Genomic DNA, 14,589 nt, shown 5'->3' on the forward strand with positions numbered 1-14,589 from the left:
CATCCGCGGTGCTGGCCAAAGCCAATCGCATCACGCACGGCCGTGACTATCGCGGGACCGTGCGTCGAAGTGCGAAGATCGTCGGCCCGCACACCGTGACCTACATTCGCGCATCCGACGATCCGTCGTCGGATGCGCGTTTCGGGTTCATCGTGGCGAAGACGGTCGGGATCGCCGTCGTGCGCAATCGCGTGCGCCGGCGGTTGAAGGCCGCGTCGTACGCCCTGCTGCCGGATGTCCGGCCCGGCACCGACATCGTGGTGCGCGCACTGCCCGGAGCTTCGTCCCAGCCTTACCGCGTACTCTTCGAAGAACTCTCGCGTTCTCTCACAAAAGGATCCGTGCTCGCATGACGTCGGTGGTGACTGCGCTCGTGCTCGTGCCGCGGAATCTGGCCGTGCTCCTGCTCCGGGCCTACCGGGCGGTGATCTCCCCGCTGTACGGAGACGTCTGCCGGTACTACCCCTCGTGCTCCTCCTACACACTCCAGGCGATCCAGCAGCGTGGCCTGATCGTCGGCTCGGCACTCGGCGTGTACCGCATCGCGCGGTGCCACCCCTGGGCGAAGGGCGGCGTCGACGACGTGCCTCCCCTCCGTCGCCAGAGATATCGGCTGACGCCGTTCGGTTTCGTAGTATCAGCTAGCCATGGAAAGGGCTGACCCCACCCAATGGAAATCCCGTTTCTCGATACCATCCTCTGGCCCATCAAATGGGTCGTGGAGCTCATCCTGGTGGGCTGGCACTACCTCTGGACCTTCATCGGGCTCGACCCCGCGGCGGGTCTGACCTGGGTCCTCTCCATCGTGGGCCTCGTGCTCGTGGTGCGGGCGGCGCTCATCCCGATCTTCGTGCGCCAGATCAAGAGCCAGCGCAAGATGCTCGAGGTCGCCCCGCAGCTGAAGAAGATCCAGGACAAGTACAAGGGCAAGAAAGACCAGTTCTCGCGCGAGGCGATGTCGCGGGAGACCATGGAGCTGTACCGCAAGACGGGCACCAACCCGCTCGCATCCTGTCTGCCGCTGCTGCTGCAGATGCCGATCTTCTTCAGCCTGTTCTCGGTGCTGAACAACGCCCAGAAGGGTCAGGCCGGCGTCGGCCCGCTCAACGCCCAGCTCGGTGAGCAGTTCGGCAACGCGACGCTGTTCGGCGTCGCCCCGCTGCACGACACCTTCATCGGGTCGTGGAACAACGGCGGCCCTTGGCAGGTCATGGTGATCGCAGGCCTCATGGTCGTGCTGATGACCGCGTCGCAGTTCTACACGCAGCTGCAGATCATGGCCAAGAACCAGTCCCCCGAGGCCAAGGCCAGCCCGATGTTCAAGCAGCAGCGCGTGCTGCTCTACATCCTCCCGCTGGTGTTCGTCTTCTCAGGTGTCGCCTTCCCGCTCGGCGTCATGTTCTACTGGCTCACCTCGAACCTCTGGACCATGGGCCAGCAGTTCCTCGTGATCCGCAACATGCCGACCCCCGGCAGCGAGGCCGCGAAGGCCCGTGAGGCACGTCTTGCCAAGAAGGGCAAGCTCGAGCCGAGCAAGGGGGCACCCGCGATCGAGTCGATCCCGGAGGCGCCGAAGACCACCCAACGACAGCAGCCCGTGAGCAAGAACCGGGCCAAGAAGCAGCAAGGCGACAAGAAATGAGTGATGTGACCGAGAGCACGGGAACCGAGGAGTTCGAGGCGACCGAGGCCGTCGACGTGATGGATGACCGGGGCGGGGTCGGCGAGGCTGGTGGAGCTGCTGCTGAGGCCGGAACCGGCGCGGGCGACGGTGTGGTTTCCGGTGTGGACGAGGGCGATGTTGCCGCTGACTACATCGAAGAGCTGCTCGACATCTGTGACCTCGACGGCGACATCGACATCGAGGTGACGGATGGCCGGGCGTACATCTCGGTGAACGCATCCGGCGACAGCAACCTCCGCCTGCTCTCCCGCCCGGACACGGTGTCGGCCCTTCAGGAGCTGACCCGCCTCGCGGTGCAGACGAAGACCGGCGAGTTCTCCCGACTGATCCTGGATGTGGGCGGAAGCCGCGAGCAGCGCCAGCGCGAGCTCGAGCGCCTGGTCGACTCCGCGATCTCGGACATCGAGGCCGGTTCGGTGACCGCCGCGCTCGAGCCCATGTCGTCGTACGAGCGCAAGCTCGTTCACGACATCGTGGCGGCACGTGGGTTCTCCTCGGAGTCCGAGGGCGAAGGCCGCGACCGTCACACCGTCATCGCACGCGCCTGATCGGCACGGCTGTGGGCGAACTCGACACCGTCGTACCCGAGTCGGAGCCGGCGATCGCCTCGCAACTCTTCGGCGACCGGATCGACCTCGCGCGGGCGTACACCGCCGATCTCGTCGGGCGCGGTGAAGAGCTCGGCCTGATCGGGCCGCTCGAGCTGCCCCGCATCTGGACCAGGCACGTCATCAACTGCGCGCTGGTCGCTCCCCTGCTTCGGCCGGGCCGGGTGGGAGACATCGGCAGTGGCGCCGGTCTCCCCGGAATCGTGCTCGCGATCGCGCGCCCGGACGTCGACTTCGTGTTGATCGAGCCGATGGAGCGACGCGTGCACTGGCTCGAGGAGCAGAAGGTCGCGTTGGGGCTGACCAACGTCGCCGTGCTTCGGGCCCGCGCCGAGGAGGCCCGGGAGCTGCCGAAGCTCGACCAGGTGACGGCGCGTGCGGTCAGTGCGTTCAGCAAGTTGATCCCGCTGTGCGCGCCCCTGCTGCACTCCGGCGGAGAGATGGTGCTGATGAAGGGCGCCGGTGCGGCCGCCGAGATCGACGCTGCGGAGAAGGCGATCCGCAAGTACAAGCTCCACGACGTCGAGGTCGTGGTTCTCGGCGAGGAGCTCGGGATCGACGTGACCCGGGTCATCCTCGCCCGCACTCCCTGAGCGGCTCGTGCTCCGACCACTCGCTCTGTCGGTCTGACTGTCGATGTGGTTCGCGGGCCGGCGTGTCGTCAGATCCGACCCCTCCCCCGGTCGTGACTGTCAGCCTCATTCGATACGATCGAAGTCTCGTCCGTTCGGGTGTTCCACCCCACTATGTTTCACGTGAAACATCACGACAGGATTTGTGAATGACCAGCGATGCCACCGCCTTCGACGCCTCGACTCCCCTGGCTCGTGAGCTGGCCGATCTGTCGCAGCGTCGCCGTCAACTCGCGACGCGTGAATATCCGCTTCCTGCGTCGCCGCGGGTTCTGACCGTCGCGAACCAGAAGGGCGGCGTCGGAAAGACGACGACGACCGTCAATCTGGCCGCGGCCCTCGCGCGGAACGACGCGCGCGTTCTCGTCATCGACCTCGACCCGCAAGGCAATGCCTCCACTGCTCTCGGAGTCGAACACCGTGGCGAGCAGCAGAGTGTCTACGACGTCTTGATCCGCGACGAGCCCATGGTCGAGGTCGTGCAGCAGAGCCCCGAGTCGGAGAATCTGTTCTGCCTTCCCGCCACCATCCATCTGGCGGGCGCCGAGATCGAGCTGGTCCCCATGGTGGCCCGCGAGCAGCGGCTTCGGGGCGCCCTCGATCGCTATCTCGCGGCGATGGATGAAGCTGGCACGCCGTTCCATTATGTTTTGATCGACTGCCCTCCCTCGCTCGGACTGTTGACGATCAATGCCTTCGTGGCCGCGCGGGAGGTCCTCATCCCGATTCAGTGCGAGTATTACGCACTCGAGGGCCTCAGCCAGCTGCTCAACAACATCGGGCTGATCGAGCGTCACCTCAATCCGACGCTGGCGGTCTCGACGATCCTCCTCACCATGTACGACGGTCGCACCCGCCTGGCCTTCCAGGTGGCAGAGGATGTGCGCGCCCACTTCCCCGCGGAGACGCTGCACGCCGTGATCCCCCGGTCCGTGCGCATCTCCGAGGCACCGAGCTACGGCCAGACCGTCATCAGCTTCGACCCCAGTTCACCCGGTTCGGTCTCGTACCTCGAAGCCGCCGCCGAAATCGCAGACAGAGGAGCTCCTCGTGGCAACTAAGAAGAGAACCGGCCTTGGCCGCGGCATCGGCGCATTGATCCCGACCGACGAGCCGCGAGTGGAAGGTGCGCGTCCGGTCGACGTGTTCTTCGACACCCCGTCGCGCGAGGGGCAGCCGGGGACGACCAACCGGTTCGGCTCCGACACCGCGGAGGCGACCGTGGATCTGCTTCCGGTTCCGGGTGCGCGGCTGGCGCAGCTGGATCCCGCGTTCATCGTGCCGAATGCGAAGCAGCCGCGGAGCGTGTTCGACGAGTCGGACCTCGCCGAACTGGTGCACTCGGTCAAGGAGTTCGGTGTTCTGCAGCCGATCGTGGTGCGTGAGCTCCCTCTGACGGCCGGCGAGCCGCAGCAGTACGAGCTCATCATGGGCGAGCGCCGTCTGCGTGCCACCAAAGAAGCGGGACTGGACTCGATCCCCGCCGTGGTGCGGAACACGGCCGACGAGGACATGCTGCGCGACGCGTTGCTGGAGAACCTCCACCGGTCGCAGCTGAATCCGCTGGAAGAGGCTTCGGCCTACCAGCAACTTCTCGACGACTTCGGCATCACCCAGGAGCAGCTGGCTGAGCGGATCGGCCGGTCGCGGCCGCAGATCACGAACACGCTTCGCTTGCTGCGCCTGCCCCCGGAGGTGCAGAATCGCGTGGCTGCCGGAGTGCTGAGTGCAGGTCACGCCCGTGCGGTGCTCGCGGTGGGCGATGTGGATGCGATGACGAAGCTCGCCGACAAGATCGTGAATGAGGATCTGTCGGTGCGCGCCGCTGAGGCGCTGGCGTCGTCGGCACCGAAGGCCTCCCGCGCCAAGCCGACGGCCGGAACGAAGCGTGGCCATCTCGATGAGATCGGCGAGCGGCTCGGTGATCGCCTCAACACGCGGGTGCGGGTCAGCCTCGGCCGATCGAAGGGTCAGATCGTCATCGACTTCGCGACGATCGAGGACCTGAATCGAATCCTCGCCGAGCTGGGCGAGGACGGCTTCGGTCGCCGCTGAGCCCCTCCCCCACCAGTCGTGCATGTTTCACGTGAAACATCGACCCGGCATCTTGGCGCCGCTAGGCGATGCCGTGGGGCAGGCAGGGCCCTAGCTCGACAGACCGAAGTGTTTCACGTGAAACATTCACTGAGCGAAAACGTGCGGGACGTGTGCGCTTTCACGCTTGACCGCACGATCGAGGCCGATGTTTCACGTGAAACGTTGCGGGCCGTGGAGGCGGCGGAGGGTCCGTCAGCGAGCGGCGTCGGCGATCGCCAAGTCGCTCAGGGCTGCATAGACGCTGCCGAGCGTGAAGCCGGCGGCGAGGATGGCCTGCGGCACGATCGATGTCTCGGTGAGCCCGGGCAGCACATTCGCCTCAAGGAACCACGCGACGCCGGAGTCGTCGATGATCAGGTCGACCCGCGAGATGTGCCGCAGTCCCAGGAGCTGGTGGATCGCCAGCGCCGTCTCCTGCGCGACGCGAGCGGTCTCGTCGTCCAAGCGAGCGGGAACGAAGAAGTGGGTCTCCCCCGCGTTGTACCGCGCCTCGAAACTGTAGACGCCAGATCGGGGCTCGATCTCCACGACCGGAAGCGCGAACGGCCCGTCTCCGAGGTCGACGACGCCGACCGAGACCTCCACGCCGTGAATGCGCTGCTCGATCAGGGCGACCTCGCCGTAGGTGTACGCGTCGACGACGGCACGCGGCAGATCGTCGGTCGACGAGATCACTCCGACACCTAGAGCCGAGCCGCCCTGCGCCGGCTTCACGACCAGCGAGCTGCCGAGATCGGCTGCGACGCGGGCGAGCACCTCGGTGGCGCCGAGCTCGCGGAAGGTGTCGCGCGGAAGGGTGATGGATCGCGGGGTCGCGAAACCGCCGCGCTCGACCAGGACCTTCGCGGTGGGCTTGTTCCAGGCCAGACGGGCCGCGTCCGAGCGCGAGCCGACGTACGGGACACCGATCGCCTCGAGCAGCGCACGAAGAGCGCCGTCTTCACCACTCGCACCGTGGAGGGCGGGCCAGACCACGTCGGGTCGCGTCTCGTCCAGGAACGGCAGGAGCGACGCATCCGGATCGCGGAGGATGACGATGTGACCGCGCTGGCTGAGGCTGTCGGCGACTCGCCGGCCCGAGCGGAGCGAGACGTCGCGCTCGTGCGAGATGCCGCCGGCGAGGACCACGACGGTGCGGGGGACGATCTGTTCGTGCGAGTCGGTCATCAGCTCAATCCAGGTTCGGAGGCGGTGCGGAGTAGGTCCGGTCGTTCACGGTCGACATCGGGCCGGTCTGGGAGAAGGTCTCGAGCAGGTCGATCTCGCCGTTGATGACATTCTGCAGTCGGCGCACGCCGACCCGGATCGACTCCGGGGTCGGGTAGCAGAACGAGAGCCGGATGTTGTTGCGGCCACCACCGTCGGCGTAGAACGCGGTGCCCGGCGTGTAGGCCACGAGCTCCTTGACGGCGCGCGGAAGCATCTGCTTCGAGTCGAGATAAGGCGGAAGGGTCAGCCAGACGTAGAAGCCACCGGCCGGATCAGTCCAACTCAGATTGGGGAGGTACTCGGTTAAAGCCCCGATCATGGCCTCTTTTCGCTCCTTGTAGACGCCCCGGAAGCGGTCGACCTGGGCGCGCCAGTCGATCGTGTCGAGGTACTGCGAGATGACCAGCTGGCTGAACGAGCTCGGCGAGAGCACCGCCGCCTCATTGGCGAGGATGAGTTTCTCGCGAATGGCGTGCGGTGCGAGGGCCCACCCCACCCGGAAGCCGGGCGCGAAGGTCTTCGAGAAGGTGCCGAGGTAGATCACGCCCTCGCTCTCGATGGAGCGCAGTGCGGGGGGCGGCGGGGCGTCGAAGTGCAACAGGCCGTACGGGTTGTCCTCCAGCACCAGGATGCCGTTCTCCCGAGCGATCTGCAGCACCTCGAGTCGGCGCTCCCAGCTCAGCGTGACGCCGGCCGGGTTCTGGAACGACGGGATCGTGTAGAGGAACTTGATCGACCGGCCGGCCGCCTTCAGTCGCGCGATGTTCTCGCGCAGCGACTCCGGGATCATCCCGTACTCGTCCATCGCGACGTGGTGCGTCTCGGCCTGGAACGACCGGAAGATCACGACCGCCGTCACGTAGCTCGGCCCCTCGGCCAGCACGACGTCGCCGGGGTTGAGGAAGAGCTTGCTGACGAGCTCGAGCGCGTGCTGCGAGCCCGTGGTCACGACCACGTCGTCGGCGCTGGCCTCGATGCCCTCCATCGCCATGACGTCGAGGATCTGCTCGCGGAGCTTCGGCACGCCCTGCCCCGAGCCGTACTGCAGCGCGACCGAACCCTGCTCGGTCATCACCCGGTTCATCGACTCGATCACCAGCTCCTGCGGCAGGGCGGAGACCGCCGGCATGCCGCCGGCGAGGGAGACCACCTCGGGCCGGGAGGCCACGGCGAAGAGGGCGCGCACCTCGGATGCGGCCAGGCCGGCCGTGCGGTCGGCATAGTTGCCGTACCAGGGGTCGAGGTTGTTACCCGAGGACTGTGGGGGGTTCTGGCTGCTCACTGACGTACTTCCCGACGTTGACCGAAATTCCATCGTAGGACACGCCAGGAAGAGAAAAGTGGCCCGCCGCACGGATGCAGCGGGCCACTTGACAGGAACCGGCCCTGGCGGGCCGGAAGACCGACTAGATGAACGCGGCCAGGTCGGACTCGAGGGCTGCCTTCGGCTTGGCGCCGATGATGGTCTTGACGACCTCGCCGCCCTTGTAGACCTTGAGCGCCGGGATCGAGGTGATCTGGTACTTCATGGCCGTCTGGGGGTTGTCGTCGACGTTGAGCTTCACGATCTCGATCTTGTCGCCGTGCTCGGCGGCGATCTGGTCGAGGATGGGGGCGACGGCGCGACAGGGGCCGCACCATTCCGCCCAGAAGTCGACCAGGATGGTCTTCTCGGAGTCGAGGACGTCGGCCTGGAAGCTGGCGTCGGAAACGGCCTTGGCGTTGGACATGATTCCTTCTTTCGTGTGATCTGCGGACCCGGATCGAGTGCCCGGGTGAGCTGGGGACCGAGTCGCCAGGAGGACTACTCGGCGGCGACGAGGTCGGCGGCCAGCTTGGCCGGGGACTCGTGCTCCACCTGGTCGAGCGCCGCGAGGTACTCCTCGGCGTCGAGAGCGGCGACCGTGCCGGAGGCGGCCGCGGTGGCCGCCTGGCGGTAGTGGGCGTCGATGACGTCACCGGCCGCGAAGACGCCGGGGAGGTTCGTCTTCGAGGTGCGGCCCTCGACGGCGATGGTGCCGTCGGCGGTCAGCTCGAGCTGGTTGTGCACCAGGTGCACGCGCGGGTCGTTGCCGATCGCGACGAACAGGCCTTGCACGGGGAGCTCGGACTGAAGGCCGGTCTGGGTGTCGCGGAGGGTCAGACCCTCGACCGCGTTCTCACCGGAGATGCCGACGACCTCCGAGTTCCAGACGAACTCGATCTTGTCGTTGAGGAACGCGCGGTCCTGCATGATCTTCGAGGCGCGCAGCGTGTCCTTGCGGTGCACGACGTAGACCTTCTCGGCGAAGCGGGTGAGGAAGGTGGCCTCCTCCATCGCGGAGTCGCCGCCGCCGACGACGGCGATCGTCTTGGTCTTGAAGAAGAAGCCGTCGCAGGTGGCGCACCAGGACACACCGCGGCCGGAGAGCCGCTCCTCGTCGGGCAGGCCCAGCTTGCGGTAGGCCGATCCGGTCGCGAAGATCACCGAGCGGGCCTGGAAGGTGCCGGAGTAGCCGGTCTCGACGACCTTGACGTCACCGTCGAGCTGCACGCTCGTGACGTCGTCGAGCACGACCTCGGTGCCGAACTTCTCGGCCTGCTCCTGCAGCTTCATCATGAGGTCGGGCCCCTGGATGCCCTCGGGGAACCCGGGGAAGTTCTCGACCTCGGTGGTGTTCATCAGCTCGCCGCCGGCTTCGACGCTCGACGCGAGCAGAAGGGGCTTCAAACCCGCTCGGGCGGCGTAGATCGCCGCGGTGAAGCCCGCGGGTCCCGACCCGATGATGATGATCTCGCGCATGTCGTTCGCTCCTGAGGTTCTCGGTGGGCGCACTCAGGGCACGCCCACAGACCGGTACAACACATCCTAACCGCGTGGTATTCCGCGCACAGGGGCGTTCAGGAGCGGCTCAGGCGCGCCCGGATCGGGCCCAGCGCATCCCGCAGCTCGGGCGAGCGGAGCAGCCGGAGTGCGCCGAGGTAGACCACCAGCATCACCACCCCGATGATCGCCATCGAGACGATCGGGCCGAGGTAGCCGCTCACCGCGAAATCGGGGCCGAGCACCGCTCCGATGCCGATCAGGGCGAGGAGGCCGATCAGCCCCGTCGGTACCGCGGCGACGGCGTAGCGCAGCAGGCTGAGCACGACCGAGCGACCGCCCCCTCCCCCGAGCCGGCGGCGGATGATGACGGCGGCGATGAGGGTCTGCACGGCCGTCGCGAACGACAGCGCGAGGGCCAGACCGACCGCGATGAGCTCGACGGGGAGCAGGGAGCACGCCAGGGCGAGCACCGTGAAGATCGCGGCCTGCACCACCTGCAGGAAGAACGGCGTCCTGGTGTCGCTCAGCGAGTAGAACACCCGCTGCAGCACGAACAGTACGCTGAACGGGATCAGCCCGACCAGGAAGGCGATCAGCACGTTGCCCATCTCGGCGGCCTGCGACGCGGAGTCGTTGAACAGACTCGCGAAGGGGTAGGCCACGACGATCAGCACCGTCATCCCGAGCACCATGAACAGCGAGGTGACGCGGATGGAAGCGGAGACGTCCTTCCGCAGCTCGCCGGTCTCGCCGCGGTTGGCGTGCCCGCTCATCTTGGTGAAGTACGCCGTGACGATCGAGACCGTCACGAGCGAGTGCGGCAGCATGAAGATCAGCCAGGCGTACTGGATGGCCGCGACGGATGCACCCTGACCGGAGGCGATGGCCGCCACGTTGGTCTCGACCAGGCCGGCCGCCTGGGTGACCAGCAGCATCCCGAAGGTCCAGCCGGCGAGCCGGCCCGCGGTGCCGAGACCGACGCCGCGCCACTGGAAGTCGGGGCGGTAGCGGATGCCCACGCGTCGCCAGAACAGGAACAGGATGAGGGCCTGGGCGGCGACCGCGAGGGTCGTCGCGCCGCCGAGCAGGGCGACCTTGTCCGGGGTCCAGTCGACCACCGAGCGGTCACCGGCCGCATCCGCTCCAAACAGGGCCATGAAGACCACGAGCCCGACGATGGAGACCAGGTTGTTGATCGCGGGGGCCCAGGTGAACGGGCCGAAGACGTTCTTCGCGTTCAGCACCTCGCCGAGCACCGTGTAGAGGCCGTAGAAGAAGATCTGCGGCAGGCACCAGTAGGCGAAGGCGATGGCCAGGGCGCGCTGCTCGCCGCTCCAGGTCGCCGCGGAGACCGTGACGAGCACGGGCGCGAGAAGGGTCGCCGCGAGTGTCGTGCCGCCCAGGATCACCATCGCGATCGTGAGCAGCTTGTTGATGTAGCCCTTGCCGCCGTCGCTGTGCAGGGTCGCCCGCACGATCTGAGGCACCAGCACGGCGCTCAGGGTGCCCCCGGCGATGATGGCGTAGATGTTGTTGGGCAGCTGGTTCGCGACCGCGAAGGCGTCGGCGCTCGCGCTGCCGACCGCGCCGATGGTCTGGGCGAGGATGATCGTGCGGACGAAGCCCATCACCCGCGAGACGATGGTGCCCGAGGCGAGGAAGGCGCTCGCGCGCCCGATGCTGCTGGTGCTACTCATGCGCCGCCTTGTCGTGTGTCGCCGCTCCGTCTTCTGGTGCCGCGCCGTGTCCGGCGGGCGCTGCGGCCGCGGCCTCCGCCTCCGCAGCCTCCGCCTCGGCCCTCGTCTTCCTCCGCCGCAGGATGTTCCGCACCAGTCCGACCCCGAACAGGGCCACCAGGAGCGCCCCGCCGATCACCGTCCCCCAGGTCTCCCAGTCGGCGCTGACGTTGACGTCGACCGGGGCCGGGGTCGAGATGAGCACGCCGGTCGGGCTCAGCAGCTGGTAGTTCAGTGTCACCGAGCCGTTCGCCACCGCGGTGACCGGGATCTGGGCGCCCTTGCGCGAGGAGGCCTCGAGCGTCACGGGCACATCCGTCTGCCCGACGACCAGCCGGCCGTTCGAGGGCGTGACGTGCAGCACGACCGTGACCGGGTACGGGAGCTCGTTGCTCAGCGTGACCGGCAGCGGTGCCTGGTTCGAGAGCAGGTTGATGTTGGAGCCCTCGACGACCTGCACCGACTCGAGCGTCTTCGTGGTGGCCTGGCGGGCATCCTGAACGGCCGAGACCCAGGAGGCGTCGTCGGCCACCCAGCTGTTCGAGAGCAGGGCCAGGAGGTCGGCGCGCTGGCGGCCGGTGAGCACCTCGGGATCGGCGAGCACGGAGGAGAAGGCGTCGACCCGCCCGAGGTCGAGGAAGAGCCCGGCGATGCGCGAGCTGCGCTCGGTGGGCTCGGAGCCGCCGGTGACCGAGAGGGATTCCACGGGCGGGAGGGCGAGCAGCGTCTGCAGGGATCCCGCGGCGGCCGAGGGCAGGTCGTCGATCGTCGAGAGCACCTGGCCCAGGGCGGTCAGGTCGGTCGTGCCGCGATCGATGACCGCGAGGATCTGGCGGGGCGTGCCCGACTCGGTTCCGGTGTCCGACGCCGCGGCCGCCGACAGCTCGACCGCCCCGGCCAGTCGGGCGAGGGCCTGGCCTCGCTGCGCATCCGTGGTCGCGGAGAGCGTGCCCTGCACCGCCGCCGAGACGGCGTCGTCGGCCACGAGCACGGTGTCGCCGCCCACCGAGGCGACCGCGTCCGGGAGGGTGACGGCCGTGCCGTCGGCGCGGGTGAGCTGCCCGGAGGGGACGATCGAGGTGGTCAGACCGGATGCGGCGAAGAACGGCAGGTCGCCCCCGTCGAGCACACCGGCGCGCGGCCAGGCGACGGCCGTGCTGGTCCAGTTCCAGCTGAGCAGCTGCTGCGTGCTCGGCACCGCGGGCGCCGTGGTGGAGCCGGCGGCGGGGGTGGGCGCGGTACCCGGGGGCGCGGAGGGTTCGATGAGCTCGCCGACATTCGTGAACCGGGTCGGATCGAGGGCGTAGGAGAAGGAGGTCGGCGTCAGGATCGCGGGGGCGCCCGCCTGGTGCTCCCCCGCGATGTCGGAGTCGCCGTAGGTGAGGGGGATCACCGGGTTCGAGGCGGCGTTCAGCCGGGCGAGCCAGGCGACGGCCGACGCGGGCGCGGTCGACCCGAGCGCGCGGATCGACACGATGATGCGGGGATCGACGGCGAGCGTCACCGGGCGGTCGACGACCGCATCCAGTTCTCGCGTCAGTTCGCCGTTCTCGCCGGTGAGACCGGCGAGGGCGTCACTCGGGATCAACCCGCCGGTGCTCGCCGGCGTGATGATCGGCGCGACCACCGTGACCTCGGCCACCGGGGGCCGCAGGGTCGCCCCGTCGTCGACCGAGATCGTGGTGCGGGCGGTCGTGACGGTCTGGCCGCCGACCGAGAGGGCGGCCTGCAGACCGTGGACACCCGAGAGGCCCTGCAGCAGGGCGGCCGGGATGCTGAGCGCCAGGGTGTGGACGGAGCCGGCCTGCAGGGCCGCTGCGGGCGCGGCGAGCACCATGGTCAGCGCCTCCCCCGACACCCCGAGACCGTCGGTCGCGGCCAGCCAGGCGGCCTGGTTCGTGCCTGTGATCGGCTCCGGGTCGATCGAGAGGGTCACGGTGCCCTCGCCGAGGGGATCCTGACCCGGGTCGGCGATCTCGACCGTGACGGGCAGGTCGGCGCCCGAGGTCAGCACTCCGGCGCCGGTGGGCGCGACGGCGAGGGTGACCCCGTCGTCGGGCGAGACCGCGGGAGCGGCCTGGGGAGAAATCGTGGCGGCATCCGCCACGGCCGCACCGCCGCCCGCCGCGACGGCCGCGCCGGGGGTCGCGAAGAGTGCACCGGCGATCACGGCGCAAGCGGCGATCACGGGCGCAACTCGAGATGATCGGCGCGCACTGGAGGTCATGGGGATCGTGACGGCGCAGGGTCTGCCCCCGCATCCGTCCTGCCGATTCTAGGAGACGAGGGCTGGGAGAACCGGAAGCCACGAGGGGATGCACGGTGCGCGGCTAAAATGAGCCGGTGCAGTCGGTTCAGCAGTCCCTCGAATTCCTGGCGAAGCTCGCGGCGTCCGGGCCGGTTGCGACCCTGGCCCAGGCCTTCGCCGCGGCGGGCCACGAGCTCGCCCTCGTCGGCGGCCCGGTGCGGGACGCCTTCCTCGGCCGGCCGATCACCGACCTCGACTTCACCACGGATGCGACGCCGGACGAGATCCTCGCGCTGGTGACCCCGATCTCCCAGGCCCAGTGGGACGTGGGTCGTGCCTTCGGCACGATCGCGGCCCGGATCGACGGCGAGACGGTGGAGATCACCACCTACCGCTCGGACAGCTACGACCACACGACCCGGAAGCCGGCGGTCGAGTTCGGCGACACCCTCGAGGGCGACCTGCTGCGCCGTGACTTCACGGTCAACGCGATGGCGCTGCGACTGCCCGAGCTCGTGCTCGTCGACCCCTCCGACGGCATGGCCGACCTGATGGCCGGCATGCTGCGTACCCCGGGAACCCCCGAGGTCTCGTTCGGCGACGACCCGCTGCGGATGCTGCGGGCCATCCGCTTCACGGCCCAGCTCGGTTTCACGGTCTCGCTCGACGTGGCGGTCGCCCTGACCGAGATGCGCGACTCCATCGGCATCGTGTCGATCGAGCGCGTCAACGACGAGCTCTCGAAGCTGCTGAAGACGGATGCGCCGCGTCGCGGAGTGGAACTGCTGGTCGAGAGCGGGCTCGCCCAGCTGGTGCTGCCTGAGGTGCCGGCGCTGCAGCTGGAGTCCGACGAGCACCACCACCACAAGGACGTCTACCAGCACAGCCTCACCGTGCTCGACCAGGCCATCGACCTCGAGAAGTCCCGGCATCCGGACAGCCCGCCGGACCTCGTGCTGCGCCTCGCCGCCCTGCTGCACGACATCGGCAAGCCCGCCACGAAGCGCAACGAGCCCGGCGGCCAGGTCAGCTTCCACCACCACGACGTGGTCGGCTCGAAGCTCGCCAAGAAGCGGCTGCGCGAGCTGAGGTTCGACAACGACACGATCGCGGCCGTCTCACGGCTGATCGAGCTGCACCTGCGCTTCTTCGGCTACACCGAGGGGGCGTGGACCGACTCCGCGGTGCGACGCTATGTGCGCGACGCGGGCGACCAGCTCGAGCGTCTGCACATCCTCACCCGCGCCGACGTCACGACGCGCAACCGGCGGAAGGCCGATCAGCTCGCCTTTGCCTACGACGACCTCGAGGAGCGGATCGCGACCCTCGCGGCCCAGGAGGAGATCGACTCGGTGCGGCCGGATCTCAACGGGGAGCAGATCATGAGCATCCTCGGAATCCCGCCGGGGCGTGCGGTCGGCGAGGCCTACGCCTACCTGCTGGAGGTGCGGCTCGACGAGGGTCCGCTGCCGGAGGAGGAGGCCACCGAGCGGCTGCGTGCCTGGTGGGCGGCGCGGCAGGGCTGAGTGGCCCTGGCCGGCAGCCGAGTGGCCCGGCACGGCTGAGCCG

General features: G+C 68.5%; 14 protein-coding genes. 8 read left to right on the plus strand and 6 right to left on the minus strand.

The window, feature by feature from the left end:
• The first annotated feature begins 8 nt into the window (after window positions 1-8).
• The 7 genes from rnpA (at window position 9) to AC59HU_RS16490 (ending at window position 4,979) form a co-directional block, all read left to right on the plus strand.
• Window positions 9-353 carry a ribonuclease P protein component gene (rnpA, locus tag AC59HU_RS16460; RefSeq protein ID WP_497224502.1) on the plus strand — a complete coding sequence of 115 codons (345 nt, stop codon included), beginning with the start codon at window positions 9-11 and terminating at the stop codon, window positions 351-353.
• Window positions 350-661, plus strand: a complete 312-nt coding sequence (gene yidD, locus AC59HU_RS16465) for a membrane protein insertion efficiency factor YidD (RefSeq protein ID WP_497224503.1) — start codon at window positions 350-352, stop codon at window positions 659-661. The genes rnpA and yidD overlap by 4 nt, the downstream gene beginning before the upstream one ends.
• A 9-nt stretch (window positions 662-670) precedes the next feature.
• Window positions 671-1,642 (plus strand): membrane protein insertase YidC, encoded by a 972-nt coding sequence (gene yidC, locus AC59HU_RS16470; protein WP_066039892.1) that lies wholly within the window; start codon window positions 671-673, stop codon window positions 1,640-1,642.
• A complete protein-coding gene (locus AC59HU_RS16475; protein WP_497224504.1) occupies window positions 1,639-2,232 on the plus strand; it encodes a Jag family protein in 594 nt (197 codons plus the stop codon). The genes yidC and AC59HU_RS16475 overlap by 4 nt, the downstream gene beginning before the upstream one ends.
• A gap of 11 nt (window positions 2,233-2,243) precedes the next feature.
• On the plus strand, window positions 2,244-2,885 hold the full coding sequence (gene rsmG / locus AC59HU_RS16480) for a 16S rRNA (guanine(527)-N(7))-methyltransferase RsmG (protein ID WP_497224505.1): 642 nt from the start codon (window positions 2,244-2,246) through the stop codon (window positions 2,883-2,885).
• 188 nt (window positions 2,886-3,073) lie between these two features.
• Window positions 3,074-3,985, plus strand: a complete 912-nt coding sequence (locus AC59HU_RS16485) for a ParA family protein (protein ID WP_497224506.1) — start codon at window positions 3,074-3,076, stop codon at window positions 3,983-3,985.
• A complete protein-coding gene (locus AC59HU_RS16490; protein ID WP_497224507.1) occupies window positions 3,975-4,979 on the plus strand; it encodes a ParB/RepB/Spo0J family partition protein in 1,005 nt (334 codons plus the stop codon). The genes AC59HU_RS16485 and AC59HU_RS16490 overlap by 11 nt, the downstream gene beginning before the upstream one ends.
• 234 nt (window positions 4,980-5,213) lie before the next feature.
• Here AC59HU_RS16490 and AC59HU_RS16495 read toward each other — a convergent pair whose 3' ends face one another.
• From AC59HU_RS16495 to AC59HU_RS16520, 6 genes are all read right to left on the minus strand, one after another.
• Window positions 5,214-6,188, minus strand: coding sequence for a D-alanine--D-alanine ligase family protein (locus AC59HU_RS16495; protein WP_497224508.1), 975 nt, complete (start codon window positions 6,186-6,188; stop codon window positions 5,214-5,216).
• 4 nt (window positions 6,189-6,192) lie between these two features.
• Window positions 6,193-7,545 carry an aminotransferase-like domain-containing protein gene (locus AC59HU_RS16500; protein WP_497224509.1) on the minus strand — a complete coding sequence of 451 codons (1,353 nt, stop codon included), beginning with the start codon at window positions 7,543-7,545 and terminating at the stop codon, window positions 6,193-6,195.
• A 91-nt stretch (window positions 7,546-7,636) separates the two neighbouring features.
• A complete protein-coding gene (trxA, locus tag AC59HU_RS16505) occupies window positions 7,637-7,960 on the minus strand; it encodes a thioredoxin (protein ID WP_497224510.1) in 324 nt (107 codons plus the stop codon).
• Between the two features lie 74 nt (window positions 7,961-8,034).
• Window positions 8,035-9,012: a thioredoxin-disulfide reductase gene (trxB, locus tag AC59HU_RS16510; protein ID WP_497224511.1), complete on the minus strand. Its 978-nt coding sequence runs from the start codon at window positions 9,010-9,012 to the stop codon at window positions 8,035-8,037.
• Window positions 9,013-9,110: 98 nt separating this feature from the next.
• A complete protein-coding gene (gene murJ, locus AC59HU_RS16515; RefSeq protein WP_497224512.1) occupies window positions 9,111-10,733 on the minus strand; it encodes a murein biosynthesis integral membrane protein MurJ in 1,623 nt (540 codons plus the stop codon).
• Window positions 10,726-12,960 carry a DUF6049 family protein gene (locus AC59HU_RS16520; RefSeq protein WP_497224513.1) on the minus strand — a complete coding sequence of 745 codons (2,235 nt, stop codon included), beginning with the start codon at window positions 12,958-12,960 and terminating at the stop codon, window positions 10,726-10,728. Before AC59HU_RS16520 ends, murJ begins: the two co-directional genes overlap by 8 nt.
• A gap of 155 nt (window positions 12,961-13,115) precedes the next feature.
• Between AC59HU_RS16520 and AC59HU_RS16525 the strand changes: the two genes are divergently transcribed.
• The gene (locus AC59HU_RS16525) at window positions 13,116-14,546 is read left to right on the plus strand and encodes a CCA tRNA nucleotidyltransferase (protein ID WP_497224514.1); all 1,431 of its coding nucleotides are present in this window, start codon (window positions 13,116-13,118) and stop codon (window positions 14,544-14,546) included.
• The last annotated feature ends 43 nt before the right edge of the window (window positions 14,547-14,589 follow it).

This window comes from Herbiconiux sp. 320_LB (assembly GCF_059691755.1).

Excerpts from the sequence above, each read along its gene's own strand:
- AC59HU_RS16500 (WP_497224509.1), bottom strand. The coding sequence starts at position 7,545 with ATGGAATTTCGGTCAACGTCGGGAAGTACGTCAGTGAGCAGCCAGAAC.
- AC59HU_RS16485 (WP_497224506.1), top strand. The coding sequence starts at position 3,074 with ATGACCAGCGATGCCACCGCCTTCGACGCCTCGACTCCCCTGGCTCGT.
- yidC (WP_066039892.1), top strand. The coding sequence starts at position 671 with ATGGAAATCCCGTTTCTCGATACCATCCTCTGGCCCATCAAATGGGTC.
- yidD (WP_497224503.1), top strand. The coding sequence starts at position 350 with ATGACGTCGGTGGTGACTGCGCTCGTGCTCGTGCCGCGGAATCTGGCC.
- murJ (WP_497224512.1), bottom strand. The coding sequence starts at position 10,733 with ATGAGTAGCACCAGCAGCATCGGGCGCGCGAGCGCCTTCCTCGCCTCG.
- AC59HU_RS16495 (WP_497224508.1), bottom strand. The coding sequence starts at position 6,188 with ATGACCGACTCGCACGAACAGATCGTCCCCCGCACCGTCGTGGTCCTC.
- trxB (WP_497224511.1), bottom strand. The coding sequence starts at position 9,012 with ATGCGCGAGATCATCATCATCGGGTCGGGACCCGCGGGCTTCACCGCG.
- AC59HU_RS16475 (WP_497224504.1), top strand. The coding sequence starts at position 1,639 with ATGAGTGATGTGACCGAGAGCACGGGAACCGAGGAGTTCGAGGCGACC.
- trxA (WP_497224510.1), bottom strand. The coding sequence starts at position 7,960 with ATGTCCAACGCCAAGGCCGTTTCCGACGCCAGCTTCCAGGCCGACGTC.